At 70.7% G+C, this 13,929-nt stretch carries 12 protein-coding genes; 4 read left to right on the forward strand and 8 right to left on the reverse strand.

What is annotated here, in order from left to right:
* Window positions 1-134: 134 nt before the first annotated feature.
* The 8 genes from AB0L53_RS55960 to AB0L53_RS55995 form a co-directional block, all read right to left on the reverse strand.
* Complete coding sequence (locus AB0L53_RS55960) at window positions 135-665, reverse strand: N-acetyltransferase (RefSeq protein WP_364014201.1); 531 nt, start codon at window positions 663-665, stop codon at window positions 135-137.
* Window positions 666-1,008: 343 nt separating this feature from the next.
* Window positions 1,009-1,767: a FadR/GntR family transcriptional regulator gene (locus AB0L53_RS55965; protein WP_364014204.1), complete on the reverse strand. Its 759-nt coding sequence runs from the start codon at window positions 1,765-1,767 to the stop codon at window positions 1,009-1,011.
* 32 nt (window positions 1,768-1,799) lie between these two features.
* Window positions 1,800-3,059 (reverse strand): four-carbon acid sugar kinase family protein, encoded by a 1,260-nt coding sequence (locus AB0L53_RS55970; RefSeq protein ID WP_364014207.1) that lies wholly within the window; start codon window positions 3,057-3,059, stop codon window positions 1,800-1,802.
* On the reverse strand, window positions 3,056-3,454 hold the full coding sequence (locus AB0L53_RS55975; protein ID WP_357939157.1) for a VOC family protein: 399 nt from the start codon (window positions 3,452-3,454) through the stop codon (window positions 3,056-3,058). The genes AB0L53_RS55970 and AB0L53_RS55975 overlap by 4 nt, the downstream gene beginning before the upstream one ends.
* Complete coding sequence (locus AB0L53_RS55980; protein WP_364014211.1) at window positions 3,447-4,217, reverse strand: aldolase/citrate lyase family protein; 771 nt, start codon at window positions 4,215-4,217, stop codon at window positions 3,447-3,449. Before AB0L53_RS55980 ends, AB0L53_RS55975 begins: the two co-directional genes overlap by 8 nt.
* Window positions 4,218-4,296: 79 nt before the next feature.
* Window positions 4,297-5,316, reverse strand: coding sequence for a hydroxyacid dehydrogenase (locus AB0L53_RS55985; protein WP_364014214.1), 1,020 nt, complete (start codon window positions 5,314-5,316; stop codon window positions 4,297-4,299).
* The gene (locus AB0L53_RS55990) at window positions 5,316-7,103 is read right to left on the reverse strand and encodes a hypothetical protein (protein ID WP_364014217.1); all 1,788 of its coding nucleotides are present in this window, start codon (window positions 7,101-7,103) and stop codon (window positions 5,316-5,318) included. The genes AB0L53_RS55985 and AB0L53_RS55990 overlap by 1 nt, the downstream gene beginning before the upstream one ends.
* Window positions 7,100-8,104, reverse strand: coding sequence for an aldo/keto reductase (locus AB0L53_RS55995; protein ID WP_364014220.1), 1,005 nt, complete (start codon window positions 8,102-8,104; stop codon window positions 7,100-7,102). Before AB0L53_RS55995 ends, AB0L53_RS55990 begins: the two co-directional genes overlap by 4 nt.
* Before the next feature lie 140 nt (window positions 8,105-8,244).
* Here AB0L53_RS55995 and AB0L53_RS56000 point away from each other — a divergent pair, with 140 nt between their 5' ends.
* From AB0L53_RS56000 to AB0L53_RS56015, 4 genes are read left to right on the forward strand one after another with little or no spacing between them, the layout of a single operon-like run.
* Entirely contained in the window at window positions 8,245-10,890 is a 2,646-nt protein-coding gene (locus tag AB0L53_RS56000; RefSeq protein ID WP_364014223.1) for a family 78 glycoside hydrolase catalytic domain, read from the forward strand.
* Window positions 10,887-12,200 (forward strand): extracellular solute-binding protein, encoded by a 1,314-nt coding sequence (locus tag AB0L53_RS56005; RefSeq protein WP_364014226.1) that lies wholly within the window; start codon window positions 10,887-10,889, stop codon window positions 12,198-12,200. Before AB0L53_RS56000 ends, AB0L53_RS56005 begins: the two co-directional genes overlap by 4 nt.
* On the forward strand, window positions 12,197-13,108 hold the full coding sequence (locus AB0L53_RS56010; protein WP_364014229.1) for a sugar ABC transporter permease: 912 nt from the start codon (window positions 12,197-12,199) through the stop codon (window positions 13,106-13,108). The genes AB0L53_RS56005 and AB0L53_RS56010 overlap by 4 nt, the downstream gene beginning before the upstream one ends.
* A complete protein-coding gene (locus AB0L53_RS56015) occupies window positions 13,105-13,923 on the forward strand; it encodes a carbohydrate ABC transporter permease (RefSeq protein WP_357939173.1) in 819 nt (272 codons plus the stop codon). Before AB0L53_RS56010 ends, AB0L53_RS56015 begins: the two co-directional genes overlap by 4 nt.
* Window positions 13,924-13,929 lie beyond the last annotated feature (6 nt).

The following is a 13,929-nucleotide window of genomic DNA, read 5'->3' on the forward strand; positions in this document are numbered from 1 at the left end:
TGCCGGCCGCAGGGCCGGCGGGCGGGCGTGCCGGGCTCCGCGGGGGCGGAGCCGCCCCCGGGGGCGGCCGGGGCCGCCAAGGAGCTGAGCTGGTACGGCGGCGCGGGCTTTTTCAGCGCTGGCTCAGCGCGGGATCACACGCCGAACGGCGGCGCGTACCGGATCGTGCCCGCCGGCAGCGGGCTCCCGTCCAGCGACATGGCCATCAACGCCTCATCGGGCACGTCGAAGGACACGCCGATGCCGTGCCCGGAGGCGATCGTGAACCCGAAGCGCGGGTAGTACTCGGGATGCCCGAGCACGACCACGGCACTCTCGCCCAGTTCGCGGGCCGCTTGGAGCGCCGCGCGGGTCACTGCCGCGCCCGCCCCCTGCTTCTGTACGGCCTGCGACACGGCCACCGGCCCGAGGGCCAGCGCGGGCGCCTGCCCGACGTGGCAGCGGGTGAGGAGGGCGAAGGCGACGATCTCCCCGTCAGGGGCGACCCCCACCCAGGACAGGCCCGGAATCCAGGCCGGGTCGAGGCGCAGTGCCTCGATGAGGTCGGCTTCCAGCGGGGTGGGGAAGGCCGACAGGTTCACCGCGCGGATGGCAGCGGCGTCTTCGGGCGTTTCCGCCCGCGTAGTGATGTTGAACGGCGTGATGTCGAGCGGTGTGGTGTTCAACGGAACCCTTCATCGGAAGAGAGGGCTCCCGCGGAGAACGGCCGAGCTCAGCGGCAGTGACCGGCTCCCGGGCAGCCCGGAAGGACAGAGGAGGAGATGCCGCGCACAACAGCGGCCACCCAACGGGCGGTCATACGCTCCTCGCTCCCTTCCTGCTCAACCGGCATATCAGCCGTCGTTTCAACCGACGTCGATCAAGGTACCGCATGGTTGTCCGCTATGTCGCCTCTCGCGCCGGCCGAGATCATTCGCTCTTGGCCGGACGTCAGGCTTCGTCGTCCTTGCAGGGGAGACTCGTCGTCCTGCCGGGCGACGTCAGGTCTCGTCGTCCCGCCTGGAGGCGTCAGGTTTCGTCGTCCTGCAAGGAGCGGTGCAGGCGGCCGCTGGCGGCGTCCATGTGGCCGCGCATGGCTGTGACGGCCGCCGACGGCGAGCGCTGTTCGATCGCGGCCAGCACGGCCGCGTGTTCGGCGATGGTGGTCTGGGTCTCTCCCGCCTCGTGGATCGCCCGCCGGATCCAGACCCGCAGGAGCGAGCGGATGCTGCCGAGAATGTCGTCGAGGACCGAGTTGCCCGCCGCGTGCGCCAGCGTGAGGTGGAAGGCGACGTCCGCTTCCACGAAGGCCGTGCTGTCCTGGGCGGCGCGCATGTCGGCCAGGTGGGCGCGCAGTTCCTCGACGGCCGCGGCGTCGGCGCGTTCGGCGGCCAGCTCGGCGATCACCACCTCGATGTGCTTGCGGGCCTCGATGAGGTCGAGGACCTGAGGCTGGCCCAGCATGAGACCCCATTCGATGGCGCTGGGCAGCAGGCTGGACGTGCTCTGCCTGAGATAGGTGCCGTCTCCCTGTCGTACCTCGATGATGCCGAGCACGTCCAGGGCCTTCAGCGCCTCCCTGACCGTGGAGCGTCCGACGCCGAGCGTTTCGGAGAGCTGGCGCTCGGACGGCAGCCGGGTGCCCGGCGCGAGGTGGCCCGAGAGCAGCTGAGACAGCAACTGCCTGGCGATGTCGACCACTGTGCTCTCGCGCTGGGGCGCGGCGAGGGAGATGGACGCCGTCTCCGCTCTCCCCGCGCGCCTGGCCTTGCCTTCGGACTCCGCCACGGTCTTCCTTTCCTCATCAGCTAGAGGCCTCATCAGCCCGAGGGCTTTATCGGCCCGAAGGCTCGTCGACCCGAAGGTCCCAGCAGCCCGAAGGCGTCCGCCACGTCCACCAGGGTTCGCTCGTCGCCCACGTTCCCGGGCACGACGGCGTAGGAGAGCGTAGCCCCGCCGGGTACGCCTATCTCCCAAACGGCCACGCCGGGCCGCAGCGGTCCCAGCACCCGCGCGCGATCCGCCCCCAGCCCGTCGCGCGCGACCTGCGCCGAGGTGATGCCACCCTTGGCGATCACCGCAGTGAGGTGCGGACGGAGCGAGGTCACCGTAGCGCATAGAGCGGCCATGACCTTGGCGCCGTGCCCGAGCGTACTGTGCCGGGAGTGCCTGGCCCGCTCACTGGCGACGAGGGCGACACCCCGTTCGGCGAGGTCGAAGCGGGCGAGTCCGGCGACCCGGCGGCCCTCTGCCTCCGGTTCGGAAAGGGCGGCCTCGGTGGACGCCGTACGTACGGGAACACGAAGCTCTGCGGCGAGCGCGGCAAGTTGCGCGCCGGCGGCCTCGGTGTGGGACCCGCAGACGACCAGCGTGCCGCCGGGACGGCGGTGTAGCGGCCGGTCGAGCAGCCCGTACGCCAGGCGTCCCGCGCGCATGGCGGCCAGGGGCGCGGCGCAGCGCAGCACCACGGGGACGTTCGCGGATCGGGCGGCGTCGATCGAGGCGGAGATGGCCGCCAGGTCGGCGTCCGTCTCCACGTCGGGGACGACGACCGCACCCGGTACGGCCCGGCGCAGCACCGGATCCAGACCGCCGCGCCGTACCGTCTCCAGAGGGACCGTCGTCGCCGCGCGCCCGCCGGTCTCCCTGACCCACTCCGTCATCGTCCTGGCCGAGTAGCCGAAGACCGGGTCGGCGGCGAACTCGGTGTCGGCGGCCACCATCCAGCGGCCGTTCACCATGACCCGGTGAACCCCGCCGAGCGTCGCCCGCCCGATGGCGGGATAGGCCGGGACGAACACCAGCACCCCGTCGGCCGCCCCGAGCGCGTCGGCCTCGGCGAACACGTGCCCGCGCAGGGTGGAGTCCCCGCGCAGGACGTATTCGGCGTCGTCACCGCATCTGTCGCGCAGCCGGCGTACCAGGCTCACGGCCCGGCCCTCCTCCATGGCGCGGGTGTTGGTGAGGACGTAGTACGACGGGTCGGCGGGGAGCTCGGCTTCCGGGTCGAGCAGCACCGGCACGTCGGCCGCGGCCTGGGTGCCGGTGGGATCGTCGTCCAGGACGATGATCCGGCTCATCGCACCGGATCCCGCTCGGTCAGCTCCACGCGGACGCCGTTCGGCTCCCCCAGCAGGAAACAGGCTCGCCGGCCCCGGCCGCCCATGAAGATCTGGGCGCTCTCCTGCCCCGGCAGGCCCGCGAGCGTCGTCTCGATGTCGGCGACGCTGAAGCACACGTGGTGCAGCCCCTCACCGCGTTCCCGCAGGAAGCGGGCGACGGGCCCGTCCCTGAACGGCTGTACGAGCTGGAGCATGACGTTGCCCGCGTCGAGGTAGGTGAGCCGCACCCCGGGATCCTCCGCCCGCTCGTCGCCGATCACCGTCATGCCCAGCCGCTCCACATAGAAGGGCAGGGCCTGGTCGGCGTCGTGGACGGCGATCCCGACGTGGTCGACGTGGTCGAAGTCAGCCAAGTTCCCTGACCTCGCGCAACCCGGTCCGCAGCGCCGCCTGGTAGATCCACAGGTCGCCGCCGTACGCGAGGATCTTGAACCCGCGCGCGATGAGCATGGCGGCTTCCTCCTTGCTCCCGGCCATGAACCCGGCGAACTTGCCGGCGGCCCGCGCCGCCTTGGCCACCCGGTCGAGCGCCGCCAGGTAGTCGGGATGGTCGAATTGTCCGGGAATGCCCATGCTGTTGGTCAGGTCGAAATGCCCGACCCAGAGCACGTCCACCCCGTCCACCGCGGCGATCTCCTCCACGGACTCCAGACCGGCGACCGTCTCGATCTGGGTGATCACCATGGTCCGGGCGTTGGTGTCACGCATGTAGGCCACGTTGTCGGTGACGACGTAGTCGTCGTGCGCGACCCCGAAGGCCGCCCCCCGTACCCCGTCGGGCGGGTACTTCGCCCAGCGCACCACGTCCCGCGCCTGGTCGGCCGAGTCCACCATCGGGATCATGATCCCGCGCGCGCCGGCGTCCAGCGCGCGGGAGATCTGGGTGCGCTCGGCGGTGGGGACGCGGATGTACGGCTCGACGCCGGTCGGCCGGGTGGTGGCCACGACCCTGCCGAGGGTCTCCCACCCCCAGCCGGTGTGCTCGGCGTCATAGATGACGAACTGCGCTCCGGCGCCCGCCACGAGCCGGCCGATGCCCGTGGTCGCGAACTCGAAGACGAAGGTGCCGAGTACGAGCTCACCGCTGTGGAGCGCCTGCTTGATGGGACCGGTCAACGGAGGACCTTTCTCGAGAGTCTGGAGAGGCGGGGTATGGGATCGGTCACGGGAGGGCCTTCACGGCGAGACGGGTCGGTCATCGGAGGGCCTTTGAGGAGAGACGTGGGTGGTCGAGTGCCGCCGGGTTGACCGGGTACGCCGGCGCGCGTCCGGCGGCGACATCGAGGGCGGCCTGGATGGCGCCGCGCCCGTTGCCCAGCGCGAGCTCGTCGGTCCAGGCGACGGCGTGCGGGCTGAGCAGCACGTTGTCCAGCGCCAGCAGCGGGTCGGCCGGATCGGGCGGCTCGACCTCGAACACGTCCAGCGCCGCCCCCGCGATGCGCCCCTGGATGAGCGCCTCAGTGAGCGCGGCCTGGTCTACGATCGGACCTCTGGCGACGTTGACCAGATACGTGGTCGGTTTCATCCCGGCCAGCCGCCCGGCGTCGATGAGGTGGTGGGTCTCCGGGGTGAGCGCGCACGTGATCACCACGAAGTCGGCCTCGGCCAGCAGCGTGTCCAGCTCGACGAGCGTGACACCGGCCGCCGCCGCCCGCTCGGGATCGGCGTACGGGTCGGCGGCGAGCTGCCGCATACCCAGCGGCGCGCACAGCCGCGACAGCTCGCGGCCGATGTTGCCCCAGCCGACCAGGCCGAGCGTCCTGCCGGTGACGCCGGTCCCCATGTAGTCCAGCTTGTCGTGCCACCGTCCCGCGCGTACCAGCCGGTCCTTCTCGCCGAGCCGGTGGGCGGCGGCGAGCAGCATCGTCAGCGCCGACACCGCCACCGGCCCGCGCACGCCGTCGGGCGTGATGGTGACCAGCACGCCGTGCCGGGTACACGCCTCGACGTCCACGTTGTCGTAGCCGACACCGAACCGGGCGACCAGGACCAGCCGGTCGGCACCCTTGAGCGTGTCGGCGGTGACTCTTGGGGTCAGGACGATCAGGGCGTCATAACCCCGCACCGCCTCGGGCGGGATGTCACCGTCCACGGCCTCGATGAAGTCCCATTCGACACCGTCGGCCGCGTCGAGCGCGGACAGGCCGATGTCACCCCAGCCGATCCGCCCGTCGTCGGTCAGGAAGTCTCGGGTCAGGCCGATCCTGAAGGGCATCAATGGTCTCCTTCTGAGGGCGGGGTCCTGCGGGTGTGAGGCTTGCGGGGTGAGATGAGGATCGCGACGGCCGGCGCGGTGAGGGCCGTCGTCTCGGTGCCGGGCGGATGCTCCTGTACGACCATGCCGCCCGCGTCGCCACCACCGGTGATCGTGGTGACGGCGTGGCCGCGAGTGTCGATGAAGACCGGCTCGGCGTGACCGCCACCGCCACCGTGGTCGCCGCAGCCGCAGCCGCCGCCGTCGGCGTCCAGCGCCGCTGCCAGGATGAGCCGTCGTCCGCCATGGTGGACGGCCAAGCCGACCAGACCCGCCGGGAGCCCGGGGTCGACGAGCTGCCCTCCTACGAAGGGACGCAGGGCGGTGAGCACATGCCGCAGCCCGGACGGCATGGCGTCAGTGCCGGTGTTCTGGTCGTCCGCGTAGCTCTCGGCGGCGGGGGCGGTGGGGGTCCCGGCGGTATCGCAGGCGTCGACGGAGATCGCGGCTGCTCCGGCGTTGGCGAGGGTGATCAGGGCGGCGGTCAGCCAGGTCGTACGGAAGAGGGCGGACGGCGCGGGATCGTGTGCGCCGCGCGGGGCGGCGAAGCCGAAGGTGGGGAGCAGGCCGACCGGGCCCACGAGCACGGGCAGGCCGTGTTCGGCGGCCTGCGCGACGAGCAATGGGTGGACCGCCAGCGTTTCCCGCGCGCTTGCCTCGTCGTCGTGGTGGGTCTGGGCCGCGATGGGGAAGCAGACCAGGTCGAGCAGGTCGGACGGTAGAGACACGGCCCGGTTCAGCTCGGCGAAGTGGGTTCGGCTGCCGCCGCCGATCCGCACCGGCGTACCGGAGCAGGCCCCGCGGGTGGCCTCGGCGAGTTCTCGGGGTGTGCCGTGTGTACGGTCGAACACCAGGAGTGTGTCGAGGCCCGGGACGTCACGCAGTGCGGCCACCTGGTCGGGGGACGAGCAGACGGCGCTCAGCGTGAGCGTCGCCCCGGCTGCCCTGGCGGCGGCGGAGAACCGGTCGGCCACCTCGCGCCACCTTGGCTCGTCCAGATCCACGGTCCCGTGCAGGAACGAGGGCCCGGCAAGCTTTCGCCCGTCCACCGGGGGCCGCCTCAGGTACAGCCCCACCGACGGGAGCGTCCCTCCGCTTCGCTGGCGGATCCGGCGTCGGCGCGGGCGTGGCAGGGACAGTGGGTGGTCGGTGACTGTGAGGTGGAGGCGCTGGTGGACGTGGTCGCCGCGGCGTACCGTCACCGGCCGGCCCAGGCCGAGCGGCGTCCCATAGGTCTTGTAGCCGGTGTCGCTCCAGTTCCGGTGGTCCTCGGTCTCGAAGGTCTCGCCGTCCAGCTCGATCGTGACCAGCGCCCCACCGTCCCGGTAGCGCATGGTCCTGATGCCGGTGAAGATCTGATGCGGGCTGATCCGCTGCGGGAACTCCCCGGCGGCCTGCCCGTTGACCTCGACCGGGGTGCCCGCCAGATGCGGCGGGTGGATGAGGCAGAGGCCGATTCTGGTTCGCTCGAAGTCGCGCTCCGCCCGACCGTCGAACTCGAACGTGAGTGAGTCCTCCGTGACGGTCGCCGTCCCGCGCCAGCTGAAGTCCGCGCCGTGCCGCACATCCAGCGAGAGGGAGAGTGATGACGAGTTCGCGGTCGTGCCGGGGTCGGTCCGCAGCAGTCGCCCCGGCACGGTCATCCACCGGCCGTCCCTGACCAGTACGCCCACCCGGCGCAGCAGGAGCAGCCCGCCGAGTCGTACCCGGTCCAGATGCGGCCCGGCGAGCAGGAAGGAGACGGTCATCGCTCACCCTTCCGCAGCCTGAGCAGGCTCTGGGCGGTGCGTGGGTACGACGGGACGGCGGTCAGCGCGTCCAGCTGGGCCGGTTCCAGGTGTAGGTCGGCGGCGGCCACGCTGGTCGTGAGCTCGGCGAGGTCCTCCGGGCCGATGACCGCGCTGGCCACCGCCGGTCGGGACAGCAGCCAGGCGAGGGCCAGGTGGGCGGGCGGGTGGCCCCACTCGGCACCCAGCGAATCCAGGCGCTCGGCCGTCGCCAGGTGTTCGGGTGAGAAGCCACCCCCGCCCCAGCGTCGCTCCCCGCTGTACTCCCGCCCGCCGGTCCCGGCCAGCAGGCCGCCGTTCAGTGGGCTGAACGCGACCAAAGACAGCCCGAGGCGCCGGCAGGCGGGGACGAGCTCCGCCTCCGGCGTGCGGTCGAACAGGTTGTAGCGCACCTGGGCGCAGACCGGGCCGTGCAGGTTGCGGGCCGAGCAGATCCACAGGGCCTGGACGGTCTCCCACGCGGGATAGGTGGACAGCGCCGCATGGCGCGCCTTGCCCTGCCGGACCAGGTCGTCGAGCGTGGCGAGCGTCTGTTCGAGTGGCGTGTCGGGGTCGGGGTGGTGGGCGTAGTAGAGGTCCACGTGGTCGGTACGGAGGCGGCGCAGGCTCCGTTCGAGCTGCTGGATCAGGTGCCGCCGCGACAGGCCCCGGTCGTTGACGCCGGGTCCGACGCTCTCGCGGGCCTTGGTCGCCAGGACGACCTCGTCCCGCCGGCCGGCCAGCGCCCGGCCGAGTATCTCCTCGGCCGACTCGCGCTCGGTCCAGGGTGGGACACCGGGGCGGTCGAACTGCGGGCGGTTGCCGTAGGCGTTGGCGGTGTCGAAGAAGTTGATCCCATGGTCCAGCGCGCCGCGCACGAGTCCGGCGGCGTCGGCGGCGCTGGGGGCCACCCCGAACGTCGCCGTGCCGACGCAGAGCCGCGACACCCTGATGCCCGTCGGGCCGAGTAGCGCGTAGTCCATGACATGGGACGGTACGTCTCAAAAGCGGCATTGGTCAACCGGTTGACCAATCGCGCAACATCGATGTAACGTGCGCCACACCGGCCCTCTTAAAACGATTCAGATCGGTTGTGGGCCTGCGAAGGGAAGTGGTCAAGACCATGCCCAGCCTGTCTCCGTACGGCCTCACCTGCGAGTTCCTCGAACAGCCACTCGGCATGGACGAGACCGCGCCCCGTCTGTCCTGGAAGCTCCGCTCCGACGACCACGGCGATCGACAGACCGCCTACCGGCTGATCGTGCGTGCCGGAGACCAGGTCGTCTGGGACACCGGAGGCGCCGGCGAGCACCAGGTCGTCTACGAGGGAGCGCCCCTCCGGCCCTCGACCCGTTACGACTGGTCGGTGGAGGTGCGCGACGCGTGGGGAGCCGTGGCGGGCCGTACGGACTCGTGGTTCGAGACGGGGCTCATGGGTGGCTGGCGCGCGGCCTGGATCGCCAGGGACGACGGCGCGCAGCCGGTCTTCGAGCCGCCGGTCGAGGACGACCGCTCGTTCACCACCCGCAAGCTGACCGCGTGCGCCCACCTCCGCCGGGCCTTCGACCTCGCGGAACTCCCCGTGCGGGCGCGGCTGCACGCCAGCGCCCGCGGCCTGCACCGGTTCTCGCTGAACGGCGCGCGCGTCTCCGACGCCGAGCTCGAACCGGGTTGGACCGACTACCGGCACCGGATCAGGTACCAGTCCTACGACGTCACGGCGCGGCTGCAGAAAGGGCCGAACGTCCTGGGCGCGTTGCTCGCCGACGGCTGGTGGAGCGGCTTCGTCGGGATGGACCCCCGCAAGGCGGGCAAGTTGTACGGCGACGCGCCCGCGCTCATCGCCCAGCTCGTGCTGGAGTTCGCCGACGGATCCCGCCATGTGATCGCCACGGATGAGGACTGGCGCGAGTCGCCGGGCCCGCTGCGCCACTCCGACCTGCTGATGGGCGAGTACTACGACGCCCGCGCCAGGCTGGACGGCTGGGACGGTCCGGGCTACGACGACGCCGCCTGGACGCCCGTGGCCGTCACCGGCACGGACACCTCGGAGCTGGTCTGGTCACGCAGCGCCCCCGTACGCGTGGTCGAAGACCTCCCGACCATGCGCGTCCTGCGCGGACCCGGTGGCGAGACCATCGCCGACCTGGGCCAGAACATGGTCGGCCGGGTCCGGCTCACCGTCCACGGCGCCGAGCGCGGGCGGCGGATCCAGCTCCGCCACGCCGAGATCCTGGAGGAGGACGGTGCCCTGCACCTGGCGAACCTGCGCCGCGCCGAGGCCACCGACGTCTATGTCTGCGGCGGCGACCCGGTGGAGGTGTACGAGCCCGCCTTCACCGTCCACGGCTTCCGCTACGTCGAGATCACCGGGTTCGACGGGCGGATCGAGGTCACCGGGCGGGTGCTGCAGAGCGAACTGCCGTGGACCGGCGAGTTCTCCTGTGACGACCCGCTGGTCAACAAGCTGCACGAGAACATCCGCTGGGGCCAGCGCGGCAACTTCGTCTCGGTGCCCACCGACTGCCCCCAGCGCGACGAGCGGCTCGGTTGGCTGGCGGACGCGCAGGTCTTCCTCCCCACGGCGGCCCGCGGCGCCGACGTCTCCGCCTTCTTCGCCGACTGGATGGAGGACGTGCTGACCGGGCAGGACGCGGAGGGATCCTTCCCCGACGTGGCGCCGCTGGTCTGCTTGACCAGGGAGGGCGCGCCGGGCTGGGGCGACGCGGGCGTGATCGTCCCCTGGTCGCTCTACCGCCTGTACGGCGACCGCCGCGTGCTGGAGCGCTGCCTGCCCGCGATGGCCGCCTGGGTGGACCAGATCGAACGGCACAATCCCGACCTGATCTGGCGCCGCCGTACCGGGAGGAACTACGGCGACTGGCTCCAGATCGGCGTGGACACCCCGCGCGACGTGCTGGCCACGGCCTACTTCGCCCAGTCGGCCACGCTCGTCGCCGAGGCGGCGCGGATCCTCGGCAGGCCGGAAGCCGAACGGTACGAGCAGCTGGCCGCGGCGATCAGAAGAGCCTTCAACCAGGAGTTCGTCGCACCGGACGGCCGCATCCACGGCGACACCCAGACCTGCTACCTGCTCGCCATCGAGTTCGGCCTCATGCCCGCCGAAGTGGCCGCCGAGCACCTGGTGCGTGACATCGCCGCGCACGACGGCCATCTCACCACCGGCTTCCTCGGGGTCGCGCTGCTGTGCCCGGTGCTCACCAGGATCGGCCGCGCCGACCTGGCCTACGAACTTCTCCACCAGGAGACCTTCCCCAGCTGGCTGTTCTCCGTCAGGCACGGTGCTACGACCATCTGGGAACGATGGGACGGCTGGACCCCCGACCGGGGCTTCCAGGCGGCCACCATGAACTCCTTCAACCACTACAGCCTGGGCGCCATCGGCGACTGGCTCTACGGAGGAGTCGCCGGGATCGGCCAGACGGCGGACTCATCCGCGTACGCCGGTCTGGTGATCCGCCCGCGGCCGGGTGGCAAGCTCACCCGGGCCCGCGCCGTGCAGGAGACCGCTCGGGGGCGAGTCGAGTCCGCATGGTCGGTGACGGACGGCGTGCTCACGGTGGACGTGCTGATCCCCCCGGGGACGGACGCCACGGTGCACCTCCCCACCGGCGATCCCGAGGCGATCGAGTCCACCGCCCACGTCACCGTCCTCGAACGGCGTGACGGGACGGTCGTGTGCTCGGTGGCCTCCGGACAGCACCGTTTCACGGCCCCCTGGGCCGCACATGAGAGGACAACGCCTTGAACACCCCCACGCGCCGCGATTTCCTCCGCACCGGTGGCCTGGCCGCCGCGGCGGTGACGCTCAGCTCCTGCGGCTGGGGCCGGACGGACCCCGCACCGGCGAGCGGAGGTACGGCCGGCGCGAGCCTGAAGGTGTGGGACCAGTTCACCACCTCCCCGCAGAACGAGACCGTCAAGAAGGTCTACGACCTGTTCAAGGGTGCGACGATCACCCGTACCTCGCAGACCGGCGACCAGCTCACCACGGTCGGCAAGACCGCGCTGGCCTCGGGCACCGGCCCGGACGTCATCTACTACCAGGTCGGCGCGGGCAACGCCGGAGTGCTGGCCGAGGCGGGCCTGATCAAGCCGCTCGACGACGTCGCCGCGAAGTACGGCTGGCTGGACCGGCTGACGCCGTTCGCGATCAGGGAGGCGTCGCTCGGCGGCAAGCTCTACGGCCTGCCCGACGAGTCGGAGAACACCGTCCTGTTCTACAACAAGACCCTCATCGACAAGGCGGGCCTGACCGTCCCCGAGACCTTCGAGGACTTACTGACCTTCGCCTCGGCCGCCGCCAAGAAGGGCTACACGCCCATCGCGTACGGCCAGTCGGACGTCTACCCGAGCTGGTGGGCCTTCTCGATGATGGCCAACAACCTCGCGGGCGCCCAGCCGATGGGCGACCTGATCTTCGACAACAAGGGCAGCTGGAACACCCCGCAGCTGGTCGAGGCGATCAAGCTCTTCTTCGTCGACCTGGTCAAGGCCGGCGGCTTCATCAAGGATCTCAACTCGCTCGGCGGCCCCGACGCCCAGTCGCTCTTCCTGGCCGGCAAGGCGCTGATGAACCTCAACGGCACCTGGGCGGTCGGCACGATCGAGAAGGAGATGCAGGGCCAGGAGATCGGCATCATGGCCATGCCCTCGGTCAACGGCGGACCCCGCGTCTATCCCGGCGGCATCGGCTCGGCCTACTACATCTCGGCCAAGAGCAAGAACGCGGACGTGGCCGCCCAGTTCCTCGACTCGCTCTACAAGCCGGAGGCGGTACGGCTCTGGGTCGAGGGCGCCAAGATCTTCCCGCCGGTGCCGTTCGACTCCGCGGGCTGGAACCTCAGCCCGCTGCAGAAGCTCGCCATGCAGGCGGCCCAGACCGGCGGCGGGGACGCCAAGACCAACATCGGTTACGCCGTCAACCACGGCCTGGCCGCGCCCGGCTTCCTCAACGCGATGACCAGCGGCTTCCAGGCCGTGGTCGCCGGGGACAAGACCCCGGCCAAGCAGGCGGAGGAGCTGCAGAAGGCGTGGGAGGCGGGCGTGACCTCATGACGCTCACTCTTACCGCTACGCGTCGCGGGGCCCGCGTCACCCCGTCGCCGTCCGGCCGGACTCTCGGCTACCTCTTCCTGGTCCCGGCCGGGCTGTTGTACGCGGGTTTCATCCTGTGGCCGCTGGCCCAGTCGGTCTACCTGAGCCTCACCGACTGGGACGGCGCCAGCCCCGAGAAGCGGTTCGTCGGCCTGGCCAACTTCCAGCGGATGCTCGGAGACGGCCTGTTCTGGCGCTCGCTCGGGCACAACCTCGTCTGGGTCGTCGTGGGCACCGCGCTGACGATGGGCGTGGCGCTGCTGCTGGCCATGTTCGTGTGGAACCGGCCACGGGGCTTCACGGCGTTACGCACGATCTACTTCATGCCGCAGGTGCTGCCCGCGATCATCGTCGGCATCGTCTGGAGCTGGATCTACAACCCCGCCTTCGGCATCCTCAACCGGGCGCTGGAGGCGGTGGGCCTCGAATCGTGGACCAGAGGCTGGCTCGGCGACCCGACCTTCGCCCTGTACGCGGTGATGGTGGCCTCGGTCTGGGCGACCGTCGGGCTGGCCTTCGTGATCTTCACCGCCGCGCTGCACAACGTGGACACCGACCTGCTCGACGCGGCCCGGATGGACGGCGCGAACGGCTGGCAGCGCTTCCGTCACGTGGTGATCCCGCAGCTGTCGAACGCGATCACGCTCGTCACCGTGCTGCTGCTGGTCCACGGCTTCCAGGCGTTCGACCACGTCTGGATCATGACCAAGGGCGGCCCGGACAACGCCACCCAGCTCATCGCCACCTACACCTACCAGAAGGCGTTCATGGAGAACGAGGTCGGCTACGGCTCCACCTTGTCGCTGGTGCTCACCGTGATCTCGCTGCTGGTGTCGGTCGCGGTGGTCCGGCTCAGGGAGCGCGCATGACGATCACCGTGAAGACGGCCAGGTACCTGATACTCGGGCTGTTCGCACTGCTGTTCGTGATGCCGTTCCTGTGGATCTGGTTCTCGGCGCTGAAGAGCACGTCGGAGATCAACCAGGACCCGTTCGGCATCCCGACCGCGCTGCACTGGGAGAACCTCGCCGAGGCGTGGACGACTGGCCGGTTCGGCTCCTACATCGGCAACTCCGTGCTGTACGCCGCCTTCGTGGTGCCGCTGGTGACCTTCTTCTCCTGCCTCGCCGGGTACGCCCTGGGCACCCGCCGGCTGCCCGGCGAGCGGATCATCTTCGGCGCCTTCCTGCTCGGCATCATGATCCCGTTTCAGTCGATCATGATTCCGCAGTACTACCTGGTCAGGGATCTGGGCATCCTGGGGACGTACTGGGGGGTGATCGTGCCGAGCGTCGCGCTCGGCCTCGCCTTCGGGGTGTTCCTGATGCGCGCGTTCTTCCGGGGGCTGCCCGAGGAGATCTCGAACGCGGCCCGGATCGACGGCGCCACCGAGTGGCGGGTCTTCACCCGCATCGTCCTGCCACTGGCCAGGCCCGGCATCATCACGCTCGTCGTGCTGCAGTTCATGTTCACCTGGAACATGTTCCTGATCCCGCTGCTGTACGGCCAGGACGAGGGGCTGCGCCCGATCTCCACCGGGATCATGTTCTTCGTCGGTGAGTACAGCGTGGACCGGTCGATGATCGCGGCCGGGGTGACGCTCGCGAGCATCCCCATCATCGCCCTCTATCTCCTCCTCCAGCGGCACTTCATTCAGGGCATGACCGCCGGAGCGCTCAAGTGAAAGGTT

Source organism: Nonomuraea sp. NPDC052129 (genome assembly GCF_040680095.1).
Taxonomy (GTDB): domain Bacteria; phylum Actinomycetota; class Actinomycetes; order Streptosporangiales; family Streptosporangiaceae; genus Nonomuraea.